Annotated in this window: 16 protein-coding genes; 13 read left to right on the top strand and 3 right to left on the bottom strand. The window is 65.3% G+C overall.

Annotation, left to right across the window (positions count from 1 at the left end):
* Positions 1-46 precede the first annotated feature (46 nt).
* Genes A3Q7_RS0100665 through trpC form a run of 3 tightly spaced genes read left to right on the top strand, consistent with a single transcriptional unit; the run spans position 47 to position 2,537 of the window.
* Entirely contained in the window at positions 47-622 is a 576-nt protein-coding gene (locus A3Q7_RS0100665; protein ID WP_018409915.1) for an anthranilate synthase component II, read from the top strand.
* A 16-nt stretch (positions 623-638) separates the two neighbouring features.
* Positions 639-1,673 carry an anthranilate phosphoribosyltransferase gene (gene trpD / locus A3Q7_RS0100670; RefSeq protein ID WP_040570728.1) on the top strand — a complete coding sequence of 345 codons (1,035 nt, stop codon included), beginning with the start codon at positions 639-641 and terminating at the stop codon, positions 1,671-1,673.
* A 27-nt stretch (positions 1,674-1,700) separates the two neighbouring features.
* A complete protein-coding gene (gene trpC, locus A3Q7_RS0100675; protein ID WP_018409917.1) occupies positions 1,701-2,537 on the top strand; it encodes an indole-3-glycerol phosphate synthase TrpC in 837 nt (278 codons plus the stop codon).
* Here the strand turns inward: trpC and A3Q7_RS0100680 are convergent, their stop codons facing one another.
* Positions 2,538-3,284, bottom strand: coding sequence for a Spy/CpxP family protein refolding chaperone (locus A3Q7_RS0100680; protein ID WP_232417754.1), 747 nt, complete (start codon positions 3,282-3,284; stop codon positions 2,538-2,540).
* Between the two features lie 239 nt (positions 3,285-3,523).
* Here A3Q7_RS0100680 and A3Q7_RS0100685 point away from each other — a divergent pair, with 239 nt between their 5' ends.
* Positions 3,524-5,632, top strand: coding sequence for an HDOD domain-containing protein (locus A3Q7_RS0100685; protein ID WP_018409919.1), 2,109 nt, complete (start codon positions 3,524-3,526; stop codon positions 5,630-5,632).
* A gap of 13 nt (positions 5,633-5,645) precedes the next feature.
* On the opposite strand, the gene A3Q7_RS0100690 is transcribed toward A3Q7_RS0100685, so the two are convergent.
* The gene (locus A3Q7_RS0100690) at positions 5,646-6,275 is read right to left on the bottom strand and encodes an HNH endonuclease (protein WP_018409920.1); all 630 of its coding nucleotides are present in this window, start codon (positions 6,273-6,275) and stop codon (positions 5,646-5,648) included.
* Between the two features lie 146 nt (positions 6,276-6,421).
* Here A3Q7_RS0100690 and A3Q7_RS0100695 point away from each other — a divergent pair, with 146 nt between their 5' ends.
* Together A3Q7_RS0100695 and A3Q7_RS0100700 are read left to right on the top strand one after the other, a co-directional pair.
* On the top strand, positions 6,422-6,973 hold the full coding sequence (locus tag A3Q7_RS0100695) for a hypothetical protein (RefSeq protein WP_018409921.1): 552 nt from the start codon (positions 6,422-6,424) through the stop codon (positions 6,971-6,973).
* A gap of 466 nt (positions 6,974-7,439) precedes the next feature.
* On the top strand, positions 7,440-9,932 hold the full coding sequence (locus tag A3Q7_RS0100700) for an MASE1 domain-containing protein (RefSeq protein ID WP_232417756.1): 2,493 nt from the start codon (positions 7,440-7,442) through the stop codon (positions 9,930-9,932).
* Between the two features lie 4 nt (positions 9,933-9,936).
* On the opposite strand, the gene A3Q7_RS0100705 is transcribed toward A3Q7_RS0100700, so the two are convergent.
* The gene (locus A3Q7_RS0100705) at positions 9,937-10,494 is read right to left on the bottom strand and encodes an NUDIX hydrolase (RefSeq protein ID WP_018409923.1); all 558 of its coding nucleotides are present in this window, start codon (positions 10,492-10,494) and stop codon (positions 9,937-9,939) included.
* A gap of 212 nt (positions 10,495-10,706) precedes the next feature.
* Between A3Q7_RS0100705 and A3Q7_RS0100710 the strand changes: the two genes are divergently transcribed.
* The 7 genes from A3Q7_RS0100710 (at position 10,707) to A3Q7_RS20715 (ending at position 17,890) form a co-directional block, all read left to right on the top strand.
* On the top strand, positions 10,707-12,635 hold the full coding sequence (locus A3Q7_RS0100710; RefSeq protein WP_018409924.1) for a diguanylate cyclase: 1,929 nt from the start codon (positions 10,707-10,709) through the stop codon (positions 12,633-12,635).
* Positions 12,636-12,759: 124 nt separating this feature from the next.
* Positions 12,760-14,523, top strand: coding sequence for a putative bifunctional diguanylate cyclase/phosphodiesterase (locus tag A3Q7_RS0100715; RefSeq protein ID WP_018409925.1), 1,764 nt, complete (start codon positions 12,760-12,762; stop codon positions 14,521-14,523).
* Between the two features lie 280 nt (positions 14,524-14,803).
* Positions 14,804-15,121 (top strand): flagellar transcriptional regulator FlhD, encoded by a 318-nt coding sequence (flhD, locus tag A3Q7_RS0100720; RefSeq protein WP_018409926.1) that lies wholly within the window; start codon positions 14,804-14,806, stop codon positions 15,119-15,121.
* A gap of 25 nt (positions 15,122-15,146) precedes the next feature.
* A complete protein-coding gene (gene flhC, locus A3Q7_RS0100725; protein WP_018409927.1) occupies positions 15,147-15,686 on the top strand; it encodes a flagellar transcriptional regulator FlhC in 540 nt (179 codons plus the stop codon).
* 213 nt (positions 15,687-15,899) lie between these two features.
* Positions 15,900-16,757 (top strand): flagellar motor stator protein MotA, encoded by an 858-nt coding sequence (motA, locus tag A3Q7_RS0100730; protein ID WP_018409928.1) that lies wholly within the window; start codon positions 15,900-15,902, stop codon positions 16,755-16,757.
* A gap of 42 nt (positions 16,758-16,799) precedes the next feature.
* Positions 16,800-17,750, top strand: coding sequence for a flagellar motor protein MotB (gene motB, locus A3Q7_RS0100735; RefSeq protein ID WP_018409929.1), 951 nt, complete (start codon positions 16,800-16,802; stop codon positions 17,748-17,750).
* Positions 17,747-17,890 (top strand): hypothetical protein, encoded by a 144-nt coding sequence (locus tag A3Q7_RS20715; protein WP_157278042.1) that lies wholly within the window; start codon positions 17,747-17,749, stop codon positions 17,888-17,890. The genes motB and A3Q7_RS20715 overlap by 4 nt, the downstream gene beginning before the upstream one ends.
* The last annotated feature ends 409 nt before the right edge of the window (positions 17,891-18,299 follow it).

An 18,299-nucleotide genomic window follows, 5' to 3' on the forward strand; every position in this document is an offset into this window, starting at 1 on the left:
CGAAGGTTGAGAATGCTCCGAAACACGGCCCTCGGAAGACGCCACCATGCTGTTGATGATCGACAATTACGACTCCTTCACCTACAACCTCGTGCAGTACTTCGGCGAGCTCGGTGAAGACGTGCGCGTGTATCGCAATGACGAGATCACGCTGGAACAGATCGACGCGCTGAAGCCGGACCACATCGTGGTGTCGCCCGGACCCTGTTCGCCGAATGAAGCGGGCGTGTCGGTGCCGCTGATCAAGGCCTTTGCCGGCAAGTACCCGATACTGGGCGTGTGCCTCGGTCACCAGAGCATAGGCGCGGCTTTCGGCGGCGATGTGGTGCATGCCAGGGTGGTGATGCATGGCAAGACGGCCGCCATCCATCATGCCGACCGTGGCATGTTCCGCGGCCTGCCCAACCCGTTCACCGCCATCCGCTACCACTCGCTGGCGGTGTCGCGCGATACCTTGCCCGATTGCCTCGAGGTGACCGCGTGGACCGACGACGGCGAAATCATGGGTCTGCGCCACAGGACGCTGGCGATCGAAGGGGTGCAGTTCCATCCGGAATCCATCCTGACCGAGCATGGCCACCAGATGCTGAAGAACTTCCTGGATGAGTTCCGCAAGCCTTGAGCGAGGAGGGATGGCGATGAGCGGCTTCACCCCGAAACAGGCGCTCGAGCGCGTGATCGAGCACCGCGAGATCTTCCGCGATGAAATGACCGCGCTGATGCGCCAGATCATGACCGGCGAGGTGTCGCCGCCCTTGATCGCGGCCATCCTGATCGGGCTGCGCGTGAAGAAGGAAACCGTCGGCGAGATCGCGGCCGCGGCCATGGTCATGCGCGAGCTGTCGATGAAGGTGCCGGTGGACAGCGTGCAGACGCTGGTCGATACCTGCGGCACCGGCGGCGACGGCGCCCACACCTTCAATATTTCCACCGCGTCGATGTTCGTCGCCGCCGCCGCCGGTGCGCGGGTGGCCAAGCACGGCGGCCGCGCAAGTTCTTCGCAGAGCGGGTCGGCCGACGTGCTGGAGGCGCTGGGCGTGAACCTCAACCTCGCACCGGAGCAGGTCGCGGCCTGCATCGAACAGGTGGGCGTCGGCTTCATGTTCGCGCCCAATCACCACAGCGCGATGAAGCACGCGGCACCGGTGCGCCGCGAGCTGGGCGTGCGCACGCTGTTCAACATTCTCGGCCCGCTCACCAATCCGGCGGGTGCGGCCAATCAGGTGATGGGCGTGTTTCACGCCGACCTGGTCGGAATACTGGCCCGTGTGCTGAAGGAACTGGGCTCGCGCAATGTGATGGTGGTGCACGGCCGCGACGGGCTGGACGAACTGTCCATCAGCGGCGAAACCCATGTGGGCGAACTGCGCGATGGCGCGGTGCGCGAGTATTCGGTGCATCCGTCCGATCTCGGGCTGGCCGTGCACGCGCTCGATACGCTGCGCGTGGCCGATGTACAGGCGTCGCGCGACATGTTGCTGGCGGCGATCGAAGGTCGCTACGCGCCGGCGCGCGACATCGTGCTGCTCAATGCCGGCGCCAGTCTGTACGTGTCGGGCGTGGCCGCCGATCTGCGCGACGGTGTGGAGCGCGCCCGCGAGGTGGTGGAATCCGGCGCGGCGCGTGCGCGGCTGGACAAGCTGGCCGAGCTTTCGCGTTCGTTCGCGAATTGAAGTCAACCGAGGCAACAGAGACCGGACATGTCCGACATCCTGCAGAAGATTCTGGCGACCAAGCGGGAAGAGATCGCCGCCGGTCATGTGCGCGAACCGATGGAGCGTCTGCGCGACCGCGCCGCCAGCCAGTCGCCCGTGCGCGATTTCGCTGCCGCACTGAAGACGCGGGTAGCCGTGAACAAGCCGGCGGTGATCGCCGAAGTGAAGAAGGCCAGCCCGTCGAAGGGCGTGCTGCGCGCCGATTTCCGTCCTGCCGACATTGCCCGTTCCTACCAGGCGGGCGGCGCAGCCTGTCTGTCGGTGCTGACCGACCGAGAGTACTTCCAGGGCAGCCCGGATTACCTGGTCGAGGCGCGCGCGGCCTGCAGCCTGCCGGTATTGCGCAAGGACTTCATCATCGATCCTTATCAGGTGGTCGAGGCGCGGGCGATGGGCGCCGACTGCATCCTGCTCATCGTTGCCGCCTTCCTGCCGCCTTCGGGCGAGGCCGATGCCGCACAGAAGGCGCGGGCGGTGGCCGACATGCGCGCGCTGGAATCGCTGGCGGCGGAACTGGGCATGGCGGTGCTGGTGGAAAGCCACGACGCGGGCGAACTCGACCTCGCGCTGCGGCTCGATACACCGCTGATGGGCATCAACAACCGCAGTCTGCGCACCTTCGAGGTATCGCTGGATTTCACGTTGTCCCAGCTCGAGCGCATTCCGGCCGACCGCCTCGTGATTACCGAAAGCGGCATCCTGGCGCCGGAGCACGTCGCGACCATGCGGGCGCGCGACGTGCACGCCTTCCTGGTCGGCGAAGCCTTCATGCGCGCTGCCGACCCCGGGGCCGAGCTGGCGCGCCTGTTCGGCACCGCCTGATCAGCCGCGCGGCGCGTCCGGCGGGCCGTCGCCGTGGCGCGGCGGGCGGCCGTGCGGTCCGCGCGCTCCGGCGGGGCCGCCTGCGCCCAGCATGGACAGTTCCTTCGCAGCCTCCTTGCGCTGCGCAGGTGTCAGCACCTCGGCCAGATCGGTCACCGTACGCGTCATCAGGCGGGAGGCCTGATCCATGTGCGACTGGCGCATCGTCCTTTGCTGTTCGATGGCGTCGCGATCCAGCGTGTCGGCGGTCAGCAGTTGCAGCATCCTTTCATGACGCTCGCCCGGTTTGCCGTCGCTGTCGCGCAATCTGGCCATTTCCTCGTTCGCGGCCCGCACGATGTCGCGTGCGCGCGCTTTCTGGTCCTCGCTGGCGCCGACCCGGCTGAACAACCGGTCAACCTTCATTTCCATCCGTTTGCCCATATCCTTCGGCCCGTGGTTGCACGGCCCCTGATGGCGAGGCGGCGGACCATCGCGGCCTTCCGCATGCGCGGGCAGGTTGACCGCGAGAAGGCCGGACAGGGCGCCTGCCGCGGCGAGTGAGGCCAGCAGCGATCTCTTTCCGTACGCGTTGGGTTTCATCATTCGTTCTCCATTCGCCGGAATGCTCCGGTAGCGCAGACAGCTTGTCGCGCGGTCGTAAACCCCGGTTTCGAGTGGCGTAACGATTTGTAATGGTTGCCGCTTCGCGCGAAGTCCTGCACCGGTGTTCGGCTTGCGGCCGGGGCGGGCGACGATCGGTTGCACGGGCCGGAGAAATTCTCCGTATCCCAGCATTGGCGCGGGTTTCGGCTATTTTGCTGCGGTATCATGGGCGAACAGGATGAGGCGTCGTTCCGGACAACTGCGGGTTTCCGGCCCGGCGCGCTCCGGATGAAGGCCGAAAAACGGGGGGCGTGACCCATTCATCTCCCGGAGCGGCCAGATAAAACCAAAGAGGTCAGCGCCGGAACACGGTATCCGGCGACAACAGGGCGTTCCTCAGCATGTGTCCCCACGACAGCGCGATCGACGGTGTTCTGCCGTCCGGGCTGCCTACGCTGCCGTTTCTGGCGGGCGTGGTGCTCGGCGAGCGGGCGTTGCCGTCCGGCGCCGATGCGCCGGCGGCACTGCTGCGCCTCGATCCGCTGTGGGTGCTGCGTCTGCTGCGCGCCTCCGCCACGCTTGCGCTGCCTTCGTCGGACCGCGTGGCACAGCGCTTCGAAACGACGCTCGCTGTCTGCGGGCAGGCACTGTTGCGCGCCGCCGTGCTGGCCGACTTTGACGAACGCCAGAGTGGCCGGTTGCCCGATCCAGCCCGCTGCCGTTTCCAGTTGCATTCGCTGCTGTGTGCGCATATCGCACGCGAGCTCGCGCAGGCGACCGGGCAGTGCGATATGGACGAGGCGTTCTTCGCCGGTCTGCTCGCCGATGTGGCGCTGCTCCTGCTGGCGCGCAGCGAAGCGGGGGCGCAACGCATGGCGCAGGTCGCGGATGAGCATGCCCTGGCATCGGCCGAGATCGAGGCGGTCGGCGAACACCATGGCGCCATGGCGGCGCGGCTTCTGCACGGCTGCGCCTCGGACGAACTGCTCGATGCCTTGCGCTTTTCGCATGCCGCAGCCGATCTGTTTGCCGACGCACCGGTTCTGGTCCGCATTCTGCGCGCTGCAGAAGAGCTGTCCGGTGGAAGTCCGAATGATCTGGATGTCCGGCTGTCCATCGCTTCGGCATTGCTCAAACTGCCTCCGGACGCCGTGGCGATGGCGCTTGCGCGCGCGCGCGACGGCACCGCCACGGCGGCCGCCTGGCTTGAGCTTCCGGCCGCCGAATGTCTGGTCGACGAAGCCTGGGTGTTCCGGCCGGAGGCGCATACCGTGTCGGCCGGGGCGCCGGACGAGCGCCTGCTGCGCCGGCTCGCGCGCGATGGGCTGTTGGGCAAGGCCTTCGGTCATGGAGGAGATGCCGGCATCTGGGCGCAGTTCCGCGTTGCCTGCGCCCTACTGTGCGACTGCGTGCCGCTGCGCGGCTGGCGCAGCGAACCTGGAAGCCCCTTGTGGCCGGCCATCGATGGTGGCACGACCGAGGTGCGCGAGGCGCTCGATCTGTCGCCGCTCACGAGCGTGCGCGAGCAACTGATCGCGGGCCGGCCGGTATGGCTGGAGGACCGGCTCGCCATTCAGGCTCTGCCGGTCAACCTGCAGCGGCAACTGGCCGCGCGCGGCGAACACCGGGTGGTCTTGCTGCTGCCTTTGCCGGCCAGCGGCCTGGTCGAGGCGGTGGCGTTGTTCCGGCTCGATCTTGCCCAGCACCGAGCGCTGTCGGCCGACCCCGAGGCCTTGCTGGCGCTTGCCGCGGCTGCGGGCGGCGCATTTGCCCACCACCACCGCCAGCATCGCGAACTGACGGAACAGCGCCGTGCGCTTTCCGAACATGGCCAGCGCGCCATCCGCCATCTGCGCAGCGAGCTGCATTCGCCGATCGCACTGTCCCGGCAGCAGATCAAGGCCATGCGCCTGAAGATGGGCGCGGAGTCGCTGGTCGAGCCGGAGATGGGCGTGCTCGGCGATCAGATCCAGCGCATCGAAACGGTTCTGGAGCAGTTCGAAGCGAGGCCCTCGGACGTGTCGGTCGAGGTGCAGCGCGTCGATCTCAATCAGCTCGTCGAACAGGTGGTGGCAGACGCGGAGCAGCGTCTGTTCCGCAACCGTGTGCTCACCACCGAAATGCATCTGGACAGCGCCTTGCCACCTCTGCATCTGCCGGCGGCGGTCATCCGCAACGTGCTGGTCAGCCTCATTGCGGTCAGTGCCGACCAGTTCGGGGCAAAGGGGCGCATCGCCTTCAGCACCGCGGAAGGATTGGTGGTGAATGGCACCGCCTTCGCCGAAATCCGCGTACGTGACTTCGGTCGTGGCATGGATTCCGCGCGGCTGGCGGAACTGTTCGCCGGGGATGGCAGCCAGGGCGGGCGCGGGCGGCTCAGTCAGGCGCTCGCCGAAGTGAAGGCGCTGGGCGGATCGCTGTCGTGCAAGAGCGCGGTCGGGCAGGGCACCGTGTTCCAGATACTGCTGCCGAGGACCACGCGGCGCGCCAGCGTGATCCCGGTGCTGTGAGCACGCGGACGGCTCACACCGCGACCGGTATCTGTTTCCAGCGACTGTTGGCGTTCACGTGCTGCGCCAGGAAATCCATCTGATCGGCCAGGATGTTGCGGTTGCTCAGGATGAGGTATTCGGCCTTGTTCGGTACGTAAGGCGTATACAGCAACTGCATGTGAGCCTGTTCCGGCGTACGGCCGCTCTTGCGCTGGTTGCAGGGCCGGCAACAGGTGACCACATTCATCCACAGGTCGCGTCCGCCCTGGGATACCGGCACGATGTGGTCGCGGGTGAGCTTCTGGTATGAGAATTCACCGCCGCAGTAGGCGCAGATCGACCGGTCTCGATGGAACAGTTCGCGGTTGTTCAGCGGCGGCACCGCAGCCTGCAGCTTGTGCGCATGACTGCGACCCTTGATCGCGATGATGCTGTTGGTGCGTATGCAGGACTGTTCGCCCGTGCTGCGATTGATGCCGCCCCGGATTTCGAACTCGTGACTGCCCGCGACCCAGGCGACCAGGTCCTTGGCATGATAGAACACCGCGTGCTGCCAGCTTATCCAGCGATGTGGCACGCCATTGGCATCCAGCGTCAGAATCCACGGATGCGTCCGGCGACGCGCCTCATGGAATGTGGTCCGGGAGGGCTGCTCCAGCATGACCCTACGCCTCCTCTTCTGAAAACAGGTCAGTCGAAGTGAAACGTGTGACGTCACGCATCCGCGCCGGACAAGGGATTGCGGCGCAAGGTGCCCGCTCACTCTAGCAAAGGAATGCGAATTTGCAACCGCACCGAGCATTTCGTGTGCCCGCCCTGGTGGGCGCCCTGGCGCTGTCGGTCGTGATGCATCTGCTGCTGTTCTGGCCGAACCCGGTTCCGCGCGTGAAGCCGGTGGCCGATGGCGCGCCCCTGGCGGCAAGGCTGCGTCCTGCAGGCACGCCTGCCGAAGCCGTCCCGCAAACGGAGGCGAGCCGCCTCCACAATGCGGCGCCGTCCGCCGCATCGACCCGGCGTCGCCGGGATGTCGGCGGCGGAGCGGCGGCCGATGGGGCGCCTGCTGCCGCCGAGGTGCTGCCGGATGAGGCAGGCGTTCGCGCCTTGCGCTATGCGTTGCTGCGCGGGGTCGATAGCGCACAGCGTCCGGACTGGCCTGCTTTCGTCATGACCCTGGAGCTGCGCGTCGCAGCGCGCCGCGTGCGCGCGATCCGGGTGTTGCGCGGCAGCGGTGACATGTCCATCGACGCACAGGTGCAGGCGGCCCTGGCACGGGCTGCGGCGCAGATGCGGGTGCCTGACTCCGTCCCCGCGACCCCGTTCGCGTTGTTGATCGAACTGGAAAGCGATGGCGTGCGCTGACGCCGGACCTTGCGCGAGGCGGCGCGGGAGGCGGGCGACAGCATAAATCCTGTCCCGCAAGAGGCCGGCTTGTGCGAGCATATGGCCGCCTGGGCGACGACGCACCTGCGTGATGTCGCGCCCTGCCGTCTGCCGCATCGCGTCGCGGCGACCGTCCTGCCCGGACCCGCAGGACGATGAGCGTCGGTACGCGGCCCGAACGCCCCCTGCCCACAGGCATGGATGCGATGGCCGCGCTGCCCGTCGCCGGCCCCCGTCATCGCAAGCAGCCCGGTGCGACAGCCGACCGCCCCCCCTTGCGCACGCCCCGGCCGGATCCGTCGGACGCTCCAGGCGAGGACAACGCTTTTCCAGCAGATGCTTCACAGGGATATTTCGTGCAGCCTTCCATGAACAACGGGCGACTTCCGTGTCCTTGCGCCGGCCGCGTCCTGGCCGTCGCGCCGCGCGCGCGTGGAGCCGACGCGTGAGTACGCCGCAGTCCGGGCTGCAAGCCGAGCTCGCGCTTTCCCCGGAACAGGTGGTCCAGGGAATACGTCACCTCTGGATCGTGAATCTGCTGATCGCGGTCGCGTATTGCATGCTTGCAGCCCTCAGTCTGCAGTTCCGCGATCCGGTCGGTGGCGAGCTGCCGATGTGGGCGCCCATGGGGCTGGGGCTGTTCGCACTGCTCAAGGGCGGTGTGCGCTGGCTTCCCGGCGTGGCATTCGGTGCGCTGACCGCGGCGGTATTGTCCGGCCACGGGCTGATCGCAGGAGCGATCACCGCCTCCGGGCAGATCGTGGCGCCCTGCATCGGCGCTTTCGCGATGCGCCGTTTCGGCGGACGCCCACATGAACTGCTCGAGCGCACCGACGGTGCCTTCAAGCTGATCGCGGTCATCTATCTGATCGCGGTGCCGAGCGCGCTGTGCGAGGTTGCGGCGCAGGTGCTGGCGCACGGGCTGTCCTCCGCGTCCTGGTTCGACGCCTTTTCGTGCGCCTGGCTGGCCGATGCGCTGGGCTGCGTCATCGTGCTGCTGCCCATGCTGGCGTGGGAAACGGACAGCCCGCTGTCCGCCTTGTGGCGTCGGCCCGTGGAACAGTGTGTCGTGACCTGCGCGCTGCTCGGGTTGATCGCCGCCACCTTCTTCGGACTGGTCCATCTGCCCGATCCCATGCTGCAGCTCTACACCATGTTGCCGCTGGTGGTATGGGTGGCGCTGCGCTTTCCGCCGCGCGTCGGCTGGGCAGCCTATGTGCTCGGGGCCATGATTGCCATGGCCGGCACGGTGCAGGGCCTTTCACCCTTCATTCCGCATCCGATGCGGGTGCAGATGCTGGCGCTGCATGGCCTCATCATGCTCACCGCCGCCACCGCGCTGTTCATCGGTGCCGCCATGGCGGAAAAGCGGCTGGCGCGGCGCACCCTGCGCGAACGCGAAGCGCACTTCCGCGCGCTGACCATGCTGTCATCGGACTGGCACTGGGAGCTGGATGCCGATCTGCGCTATCACCGGCTGCCGGACGGGCTGACCGGCGTGCACTTCGGCGATGCCGCGCTCGACGGCCATCTGCCGTGGGAAATTCCCGGCGAGGAGGCGCTGACCCAACCCTGGGGGCTGCTGCGGCAGACGCTCGAGCGGCACGAACCGTTCCGCGATTTCCTGTCGCGGCGTCGTGACGGCGGCCGTTCGCGCTATCTCGCCTCTTCCGGCGAACCGGTATTCGACGCGACGGGCGCATTCTGCGGCTATCGAGGGGTGAGCCGCGACATCACCGCTGAAATGCTGGCGCGTGAGGCACTGCGCGAAGAGGAGTTCCGTCTGCGTGCGCTGGTGGACGCGCTGCCGGAACTGATCGTGCTCAAGGACCGACATCTTCGCTGGCGCCTCGCCAACCGCGCGCTGCTGGAAACGCGCTGCCTGAAGAAGGTGGCCTGGCTCGGAACCACCAGCGAGGAACTCGCGGCTCATCTGCCGTCGATCGCGGACAGCCTCCGGCACAACCATGCGCTGGCCGAGAAGGTAAGACGGGAGCGCGTGCCTCATTTCGAGGAGCAGGTGATCGATCTGGCCGGCAACGACCCGCGCATCTACGAGGTCGCCATCATTCCACTGACCGACGACGACGGCGACTTCACCGGTCTCGTGTCGGTCCGGCGCGATGTGACCGACCAGCGGGAAGCCGCGAGGATGCAGGCAGAGCATGTCGAGAACGTACGGTCGCACAACGACGAACTGGAACGTCGTGTCGGTCAGCGCACCGCAGCGCTCGAATCGGCCATCAAGGAACTCGAGGCCTTCAGCTATTCGGTGTCGCACGACCTGCGCGCGCCGCTGCGTGCGCTCGATGGCTTTTCGCGGCTTCTTGTCGAGGACTATGGCGACCTGCTCGACGAGCAGGGACGCGAGTACCTTTCGCGGATACGGCGCAACAGCCAGCGCATGGGCGAATTGATCGATGATCTGCTCGAGTTGTCGCGCGTGTCGCGCGCCGAGGTGCATCGCAGTCTGGTGAACCTGTCGGACATTGCGCGCGATGTGATCGGCGATCTCGACATCGAGGCGCCTGGACGACGCGTGCAGTGGGTCATCCCGGAAGGTCTGTGGTGCGACGCCGATCCCGGGCTTGCGCGAGTGGTGATCGAGAATCTGCTGCGCAACGCGTGGAAGTTTTCCCGCCAGCAGCCCGAGGCGCGTGTCGAGATGGGGCAGACCGTGCTGGAAGGCCAACCCGGATGGTTCGTGCGCGACAATGGCGCCGGCTTCGACATGGCCTATGTCGGGCGCCTGTTCTCACCCTTCCAGCGCCTGCACAACAGCCGTGATTACGAGGGCAGCGGCATCGGGCTGGCCATCGTGCAGAGGGCGGTGCGACTGCACGGCGGCCACGTCGCCGCGACCGGTGAGCCGGGGCAGGGCGCCTGCTTCAGTTTCAGCCTGGGTGCCGCCGACACGGCCATGCCGGGCACGGTGTGAACATTCACGCGGTACCCGGTGGCGCTACCGGTACCGGCTGCAAAGTGAAATGATGTACGCCGAATCGCCCCTCCCGCCTTTCACGGAAGAAGATGTCCAGCGTCATGGCCACGCTGCGGAAAGCCAGCTCGTTCCACGGGATGTCCTGTTCGGAGAACAGCTTCACCTCAAGCGATTCGCTGCCGGGCGCGAAATCCAGATCCGTCAGGCGGGCGAGGAACAGCAGGTGGATCTGGTCGATGAAGGGCACGCTGACCATCGTGTAGGGCGCGATCACCTCGACCCGCGCCGAGGCTTCCTCCAGCGTTTCGCGGATGGCCCCCTCGGCGGCGCTTTCGCCGTTCTCCATGAATCCCGCAGGCAGCGTCCAGTAGCCATGACGCGGTTCGATCGCGCGCCGGCACAGCAGCACCTGTTCGTGCCACACCGGCAGCGTGCCCACGATCATGCGCGGATTCTGGTAGTGGATGGCGCCGCAGGACGGACAGACATGACGGATACGGCTGTCGCCGTCCGGGATCCGGAGCTCGACTTCGTGGCCACAGTGTGCGCAGTACTTCATGTTCGTCGCCCGACCGGGCAGTCGGATGGAAGAGGAATGGCGGAGTTTACCGTGCCGCAAGGTCGGGATTTCCGCCCGATTCGGCTGCGCCGTGGGCCGGACCGCGTTCTGCCCCCCCGACTGCCCTCAAGTTCCGCGCCCCCCGCGCCGTAAGGGGCTGCATGACATGCAGGATGCGGCATGCCGGCCGTGCGGGTTGTCGTGACTGAAATATGAATGAGCTGATCGATCTTAACCGCTTCGAGGAGATCAAGGCAGCGGGCGAATTGCCGTCGCCCAAGGGGATCGCCTTGTCCATCGCGCGGACCAGCCAGCGGGGCGACGCCTCGCTGGCGGAGCTGGCGCGACTGATACAGGGCGATCCTGCGCTGGTCGGACGTCTGGTGCGCGCGGCCAATGGCACGCTGCCGGCGGGTTCGCGTCCCGTGGTTGCGCTGCGCGATGCGCTGGCGGTTCTGGGCATGGCTGCGGTGCGCAATCTCGCGCTTGGCTTCTCGCTCATTTCGAGCAACGGCGATGGGCTGTGCCGCAGTTTCCCGTATTCGCGTTTCTGGACTGGATCGGTCATCCGTGCCATCGCGATGCAGAAGATCATGATGCGGCTGCGCAGCGCGGGGGTGGAAGAGAGTTTCAGCGTCGGTCTGCTTTCCAGCATCGGCGAACTGGGTCTGGCCAGCGTTTTTCCGGTGCAGTATTCGCGGGTGCTGGACGAAGCGCGCGGCGATGCCGGCGCACTGCTCGGGCTCGAACGCCAGGCCTTCGCCATGACCCACGTGGAACTGAGTGCCGCCATGCTGCAGGACTGGGGCATGCCGCGCTTCTTCGTGTCGGCCGTGCTCGGTCACCGCAACGCACTGCACACCGTGTTCGAACCGGGATCGCGCGAACAGGGCCTGACGCTCGCGCTCGGTCTCGCACGAGCGGTGCAGTTCATCTGCATGACCGAGGGCGCGGAGCAGGCGGTGGAACTGGATGCCGCGCGCGCGCTCGCAGCCCGCATGGAATGGGTGCCGGAACAGGTCGGCCTGCTGATAGACGAGGTGGCTCTGGACTGGAAGGACTGGTCCAGGATGCTGCCGGTGGACGCTTACGCGCTCCCCAGCGTCCATCCGGCGCCGCCCGCGGCGGCGCCGGCAGGCGCGCCGGAACAGGTGGTGGCACAGCCGGCGGCGAACGATGCCCCAGTCGGCGACGGCTTGCGCGTGCTTGTGGTCGAGGACGATGCCTCCACCCGCATGACGCTGCAGGCACTTCTGCAACGCAATGGATACCAGGTCGAATCGGCGGTCGATGGCGTTGCGGGCATGGATCACGCACTGGATTTCCAGCCGCACATCATGGTGATCGACTGGGCGATGCCACAGATGAATGGCCTCGAACTGACGCGCACCTTGCGCCAGACCCGCATCGGCCGGTCCATCTACATCATCATGCTCACCGGGCACGAGGACGATGCCCGCCTCATCGAGGCCTTCGAATCCGGCGCCGATGACTATATGGTGAAGCCGCTGCGTCCGCGCGTGCTGGAAGCGAGGTTGCGCGCCGGTCAGCGTCTCGTGCGCATGCAGAAGGAACTGGAAATCGAGCGCGAGGAAATCCGGCGCTATGCGGCCGAACTGGGTATCAGCAACCGCCGGCTGCAGGAAATCGCACTGACCGATTCTCTCACCGGTCTGCCCAACCGGCGTTACGCGATGAGTCGTCTGGGCCAGGAATGGGCGATCTCGCTGCGCAGCGAGCGCCCATTGTCCTGCCTGCTGATCGATATCGATCACTTCCGGCAGATCAACGATACCTATGGACGCGACGTGGCCGACCAGCTCCTCGAACGGACCGCGCGCACCCTGCGTGACGGGGCGCGGGCGCAGGACGTGATATGCCGCACCGGGGGCGACGAATTCCTCATCATCTGTCCCGATACCGATATCGATCAGGCCATGGCCTGCGCGCAGCGCCTGTGCGCGTCGGTGGCCGCGACGCCGACCATGGCCGGGCGGCTGCGGCTGGCCAGTTCCATCAGCATTGGCGCGGCCGGGCGGCTTGCCGCGATGCCGGACGCGGATTCGCTGCTCACGCTGGCCGACCAGGCGCTCATGAACGCAAAGAAGGACGGACGCAACCGGGCCTGCCGCGCCACCTGACCGGAAGGCGCGTTTCGCCTACCGAGAAATATGTCCTCACGGGCCTGACCCGGGCGCTCAAGTTCCGGCAATCCTTGCCGTCCATTCATTCCGTTGATCGTTCACGCTCCCCGGAATGAATGTAATGGACCGCCATGTGGACAAGGTCGGTGGGTTCAAGACCATCAAGGTACTGATGGTCGAGGACAACGAAGACGATGTCTTCCTGCTGAACGCACAGTTGAGCGCGCGCGGTCTCGATACCTATTCGGAGCGCGTGGACAGCGCGCAGGATCTGGCACGCGCTCTGGAAGAGCGCGACTGGGACCTCATCATTTCCGATCACGCCATGCCCGGCTTCGATTCCGCCTCCGCGCTGGACGTCGTGCGGCGCAGCGGACATGACATTCCCTTCATCATCTATTCCGGCAAGATTTCGGATCAAATGGCGTTCTCGGCCATGCGCAATGGCGTGGCCGACTACGTGCAGAAGGGCAATATCGCGCGCCTGGTGCCGGTGATCGAGCGCGAGCTGCGCGGTGTCGAGGCACGGCGCGCGGTACAGACGGCGGACGCCCGCATTCACGCGCTCGCCTTCTTCGACACGCTGTCCGCCCTGCCCAACCAGACGCTGCTGCGCGCGCAGATCGACGACTGGCTGGATACCGCCCGGCGCAGCGTCGAGGCGCAGCACGCGACCTTGATGGTGGTGGATATCGACCACTTCCTGCGTATCAACACGAGTTTCGGCTACGACGCCGGAAATGCCGTGCTGCGCGAAGTGGTGCGCCGCCTCATCGAGCGCGCCGGCGCCGGAGCGATGATTGCGCGACTGAGTGGCGACCGCTTCTGCGTGTTCGCACCCTCGTGCCGGACGCGTGAGGCGGCGGTGCAGTTCGCCCAGGGGCTGATGGACTGCTTTCTTGCGCCGGTGAACAAGGATGGCCTCGAGCTCTACCTGACCGCCTCCGTGGGTATTGCCATGACGCCGGACGACGGCGACGATGCGCAGTCGCTCATCATGAACGCCGAGGCGGCCATGGCGGTTGTCAAGCGCTCGGGGGGCAACAGCATGAATTTCTATTCGCGCGAGCTGAGGGCCAGTTCGGCCGAGAAGCTGGTGCTGGAAACCCATCTGCGCCACGCCGTCCAGCGCGGCGAGTTCTTTCTGCATTACCAGCCCATACTCAACGGCGAAACCGGCGAGGTGTCGGGCGTGGAGGCCCTGTTGCGCTGGAAACATCCGCAGCGCGGCGTGGTGTCGCCGGACCGCTTCATTCCGCTGGCCGACGAGTCGGGTCTCATCGTGGAGATCGGTGCCTGGGTGATGCGCGAGGCATGCAGCCAGGGCAAGCGGTGGCACAGCCTTGGCCTTGATCACCTGAGCGTGTCGGTCAACGTGTCGGCGGTCCAGTTCGCGCAGCCCCGCCTGCTCGAAACGGTACGCAGCACGCTGGAGGACACGGGCTTTCCGGCCGACAAGCTGGTGCTGGAAATCACCGAATCGGTGCTGATGAAGGATGCGGAAACGACCATAGGCATGCTCAAGGCGCTGAAGCACATGGGGGTGCGCATCTCGATGGACGATTTCGGTACCGGGTACTCGTCGCTGTCCTATCTGAAGCGTTTTCCCATCGACATCGTGAAAATCGACAAGTCCTTCGTGCGTGACATCGGCGAGGACGAGGACGATGCGGCCATCATCCGCGTCATCATCGCACTGGCACGCAGCCTGCGGCTGACCACCGTGGCCGAAGGCGTGGAAACGCCGGAGCAACTGGGTTTCCTGAAGCGTGAACACTGCGACCGCTTTCAGGGTTACTTCTTTTCGCGCCCGGTGGACGCGGACAGCATCACCCGTTGCATACGCGACGGCGGCCTTACAACGGCCGGCATGGTGCGGCACTGACAAAGTTCATGTGCGGCGGGCCGGTCCGTCCTGCGCCTGTACCGTAGCCGCCGTCGCTCAAGTTTGCGGCGGATCGTCCGTAAGCACGCGTGCGTGCGGGGTTTCCTCGCCCCCGCCCGTGTCGGAAGTCCGCGTGTGTAAGAAAATTTCCTACATGTAACAGTTTGTACGTTCGTACAGCAAGTTTCGCCGCCGCCTGATTGGGCGTCGCCTCCCTGCTCGGCACAATGCCTCCATACACAGACGCACTGCGCGTCTGGATCAAAGGAGGGTCAGAGACATGAAGAACACGGGCTTGCTCAACGAAATCCGCGAATTGAACCTCGCATATCTGATGCTTGCGCAGCAGATGATCCGCGAAGATCGCGATGCGGCGATGTTCCGCCTCGGTGTCAGCGAGGAAGTCGCCGCCATGATCGAGTCCCTGTCACCGGCCCAGGTTCTCAAGATGGCCAGCGCCAACATGATGCTGTGTCGACTGCGCTTCGATGATCGGGTGCTGCTTGGCCTGCTGTCCAGCCATGGCCGCGAAGCGACGACCTCCCATCTTCACGCCACCATTCTGGCCTGCTCGCAGCCGGTCGAAGCGGTGTCCTGATCCCCACGCGCACGGAGCTACGGTCATGAAGAACAAGAGCATCGTTTCCGAAGGTCGCGAAATCGCACTCGCGGTCAACCTCATCCAGCTGGGCGCGCGCCTGCAGTTGCTGGAGGCAGAAACCCATCTTTCGCGCGAGCGCCTGCTCAAGCTGTACAAGGAAGTGAAAGGTGTCTCCCCGCCCAAGGGCATGCTGCCGTTCTCGACCGACTGGTTCATGACCTGGCAGCCGAACACCCATGCCTCGCTGTTCATGGCCTTCTTCAGTTTCTTCAAGCAGAACACGTCGCTCAAGCAGCTCGACTGCATCGTCAAGGCATTCAAGCTTTATCAGGAGCATGTCCAGACGCACGGCATGGAAGAGGTGTTGAGCCTGACCCGCGCGTGGACCCTGGTCCGCTTCTTCGATGCCCGTCTGCTGCAGCAGACGGAATGCACCTGCTGCGGTGGCCACTTCGTGACACATGCCTACGATCCCAAGGCCAGCTATGTCTGCGGCCTGTGCAACATTCCCGCTCGTGCCGGCAAGACGCGGCGCGCGCGCGAGGCGCTGATAGCCGCCTGATCCGGTTTCCGGTCTTTCTCCTGTCTGACCTCCTCCTTGCGCAAGCGAGGGGCTCGCCGCCACGGGGCAACCCGCGGCGGCTTTTTTTTGTGCGGCCGGCAACCCGGAATGCGTGCGGTGCGGGGCCGTCAAGTTTCCCCGGGCGGTGCCGTTAGACCAACAGGCAGGCACAAGCGGATCGCCTGAAAATCCGTCTAACGACAGGGAAAGCCCATGTTTCTGATCATCGGCTACGTGATCATTCTCGCAGCATCGGTCGGCACCTATGCACTGCACGGCAGCCTGGCCGCCCTTTGGGTGCCGGCAGAGTATGTCGCCATCTTCGGCCTCATGATAGGTGGCTTTGTTGCCGGCAACGGCATGCCCGCAATCAAGGCGACAGTCGCTGCCCTGCCCACGGTGTTCAAGGGGTCGGCCTACAACAAGGCCTTCTACATGGATGTGCTGGCGATGATGTATGAAATTCTCGCCAAGGTCCGCAAGGAAGGCCTGATGTCCATCGAGGCCGATGTCGAGAACCCCGAGTCCAGCCCCATCTTCTCGAAATATCCGAACTTCCTTGCGGATCATCACGCGGTCGATTTTCTGACCGACTACCTGCGCATGATGGTGGGCGGCAATCTGAATGCGTTCGAGATCGCCGACCTCATGGATGCGGAGATCGAAACCCATCATGCCGAACAGCATGTGGCGGTGCATTGTGTGTCCAAGATGGCGGATGGTGTGCCCGCCTTCGGTATCGTGGTCGCGGTGATGGGGGTGGTGAACGTGATGGGCTCGGTCGGTCAGCCGCCGGCGGTGCTGGGCAAGATGATCGGTGGCGCACTGGTGGGTACCTTCCTCGGCATCCTGCTGTCCTATGGCTTCGTTGCACCTATCGCTTCACAGCTCGAACAGAAGATGGAAGAGGGCGGCAAGATCTACGAATGCATGAAGGTGGTGCTGCTTGCCAGCATGAATGGCTATGCCCCCCAGGTGGCGATCGAGTTCGGCCGCAAGGTGCTGTTCTCGCCCGACCGCCCCAGCTTCAAGGAGCTGGAAGAGGAAGTGAAGAGCCGCAAGGGCAAGTAGGCCCGCGGTTTCCGGCACGAACGCACAGGCAGGTGAGCGCACATGGCTGACGACACCCAGCAGCCCATCATCGTCAAGAAGATCAAGAAGGGCGGCGGCGGCGCTCATGGCGGCGCCTGGAAAATCGCCTATGCCGACTTCGTGACCGCGATGATGGCCTTCTTTCTGTTGATGTGGCTGCTCGGCTCGACGTCACAGGGCGATCTCGAAGGCATCGCGGAGTTTTTCGAGAATCCCTTGCGGGTGGCGCAAAGCGCGGGCGGCGCAGGTTCGGGAGACAGTTCCAGCGTGCTCCAGGGCGGCGGTCAGGATCTGACGCGCCAGGCCGGTCAGGTGAAGCATGGTCAGGTCGAGGCGCAACGCCGAACGGTCAATGCCAATTCGAGTGCGGACGAGAACCAGATGCGCAAGGAGAAGGAGGAACTGCAGCGGCTCGAACGCATCAAGCTCAACGAACTGAAGAGCCAGATCGAAGCGCGCATCGAAGCCAATCCGGATCTGCGGCCCTTCCGTAACCAGCTCATGCTCGATGTCACCGCGGAGGGGTTGCGCATACAGATCGTCGACGAACAGAACAGGCCGATGTTCGCGTCGGCAAGCGACCAGCTCCAGCCTTACACCCGGGTGATACTGCGCGAGATCGGCCTGATACTGAATCAGGTGCAGAACAAGGTGTTCCTGTCCGGCCATACCGATGCTGCGCCGTTCGCTGGCGGCCTTGGCGGCTTCTCCAACTGGGAACTGTCGGCCAACCGCGCCAACGCGTCGAGACGAGAGCTCATCGCCGGTGGCATGGATCCCGACAAGGTGCTGCGGGTGGTCGGCATGAGTTCCATCGTGCCGTTCGACAAGGATGATCCGTTCAATCCGATCAATCGCCGCATCAGCATTGTCGTGCTGAACCGCGCGACCGAGGAGGCATTCCTCGCCGACGGCCAGACGGTTGACGTCGAGGATGTTGCCGGGGCTCGCGGCGCGGTGACTCCACCGTGAGCATCATCGATCGTTCCGCAGGCGCGGATGTCATGGAAATCCAGGTATGCGGCGGGTGCCATACGGCCGGCATTCAAGCTGACAGGCCTGCGGCCGATAACGGGCTTGTCGCATCCTTCATCTGCATTCGTCACCCATGAACACCGGTATCCGGCCCATGGCGGTTTCCTGGGCGATATCCATGATGGGCGCCCTGGTCGTCGGTGTGTTGCTGCCCGATCTGCGCATCCATCCCGTCCTCGTGCTCCTCTTTGCCTGCGCCGTGTGGACGCTCGTGCTGTTCGCGGCTGCGAGGCGCAGCACGGTCGCTGTTGTCGACGCAACCGACAGTCAGGGCAGTCCCCCCGCCGCCGATGGCGGTCACCAATGGGTGATCGGCTCCTCCGAGTCGGTGCAGTCGCAGTGCCTGCACATGAACGAGGAGCTTTCGCGCGTACAGATCCTTCTGCGCGAGGCCATTTCCGGTCTGATGGACAGCTTCCAGAACATGCTCGGCGAAACGACGACGCAGCGCGAAACCGCATTGGCGCTCAGCGGTGGTGATGGCGA

This window comes from Methyloversatilis thermotolerans, assembly GCF_000372885.1.
In the GTDB taxonomy this organism is placed as follows: Bacteria; Pseudomonadota; Gammaproteobacteria; order Burkholderiales; family Rhodocyclaceae; genus Methyloversatilis; species Methyloversatilis thermotolerans.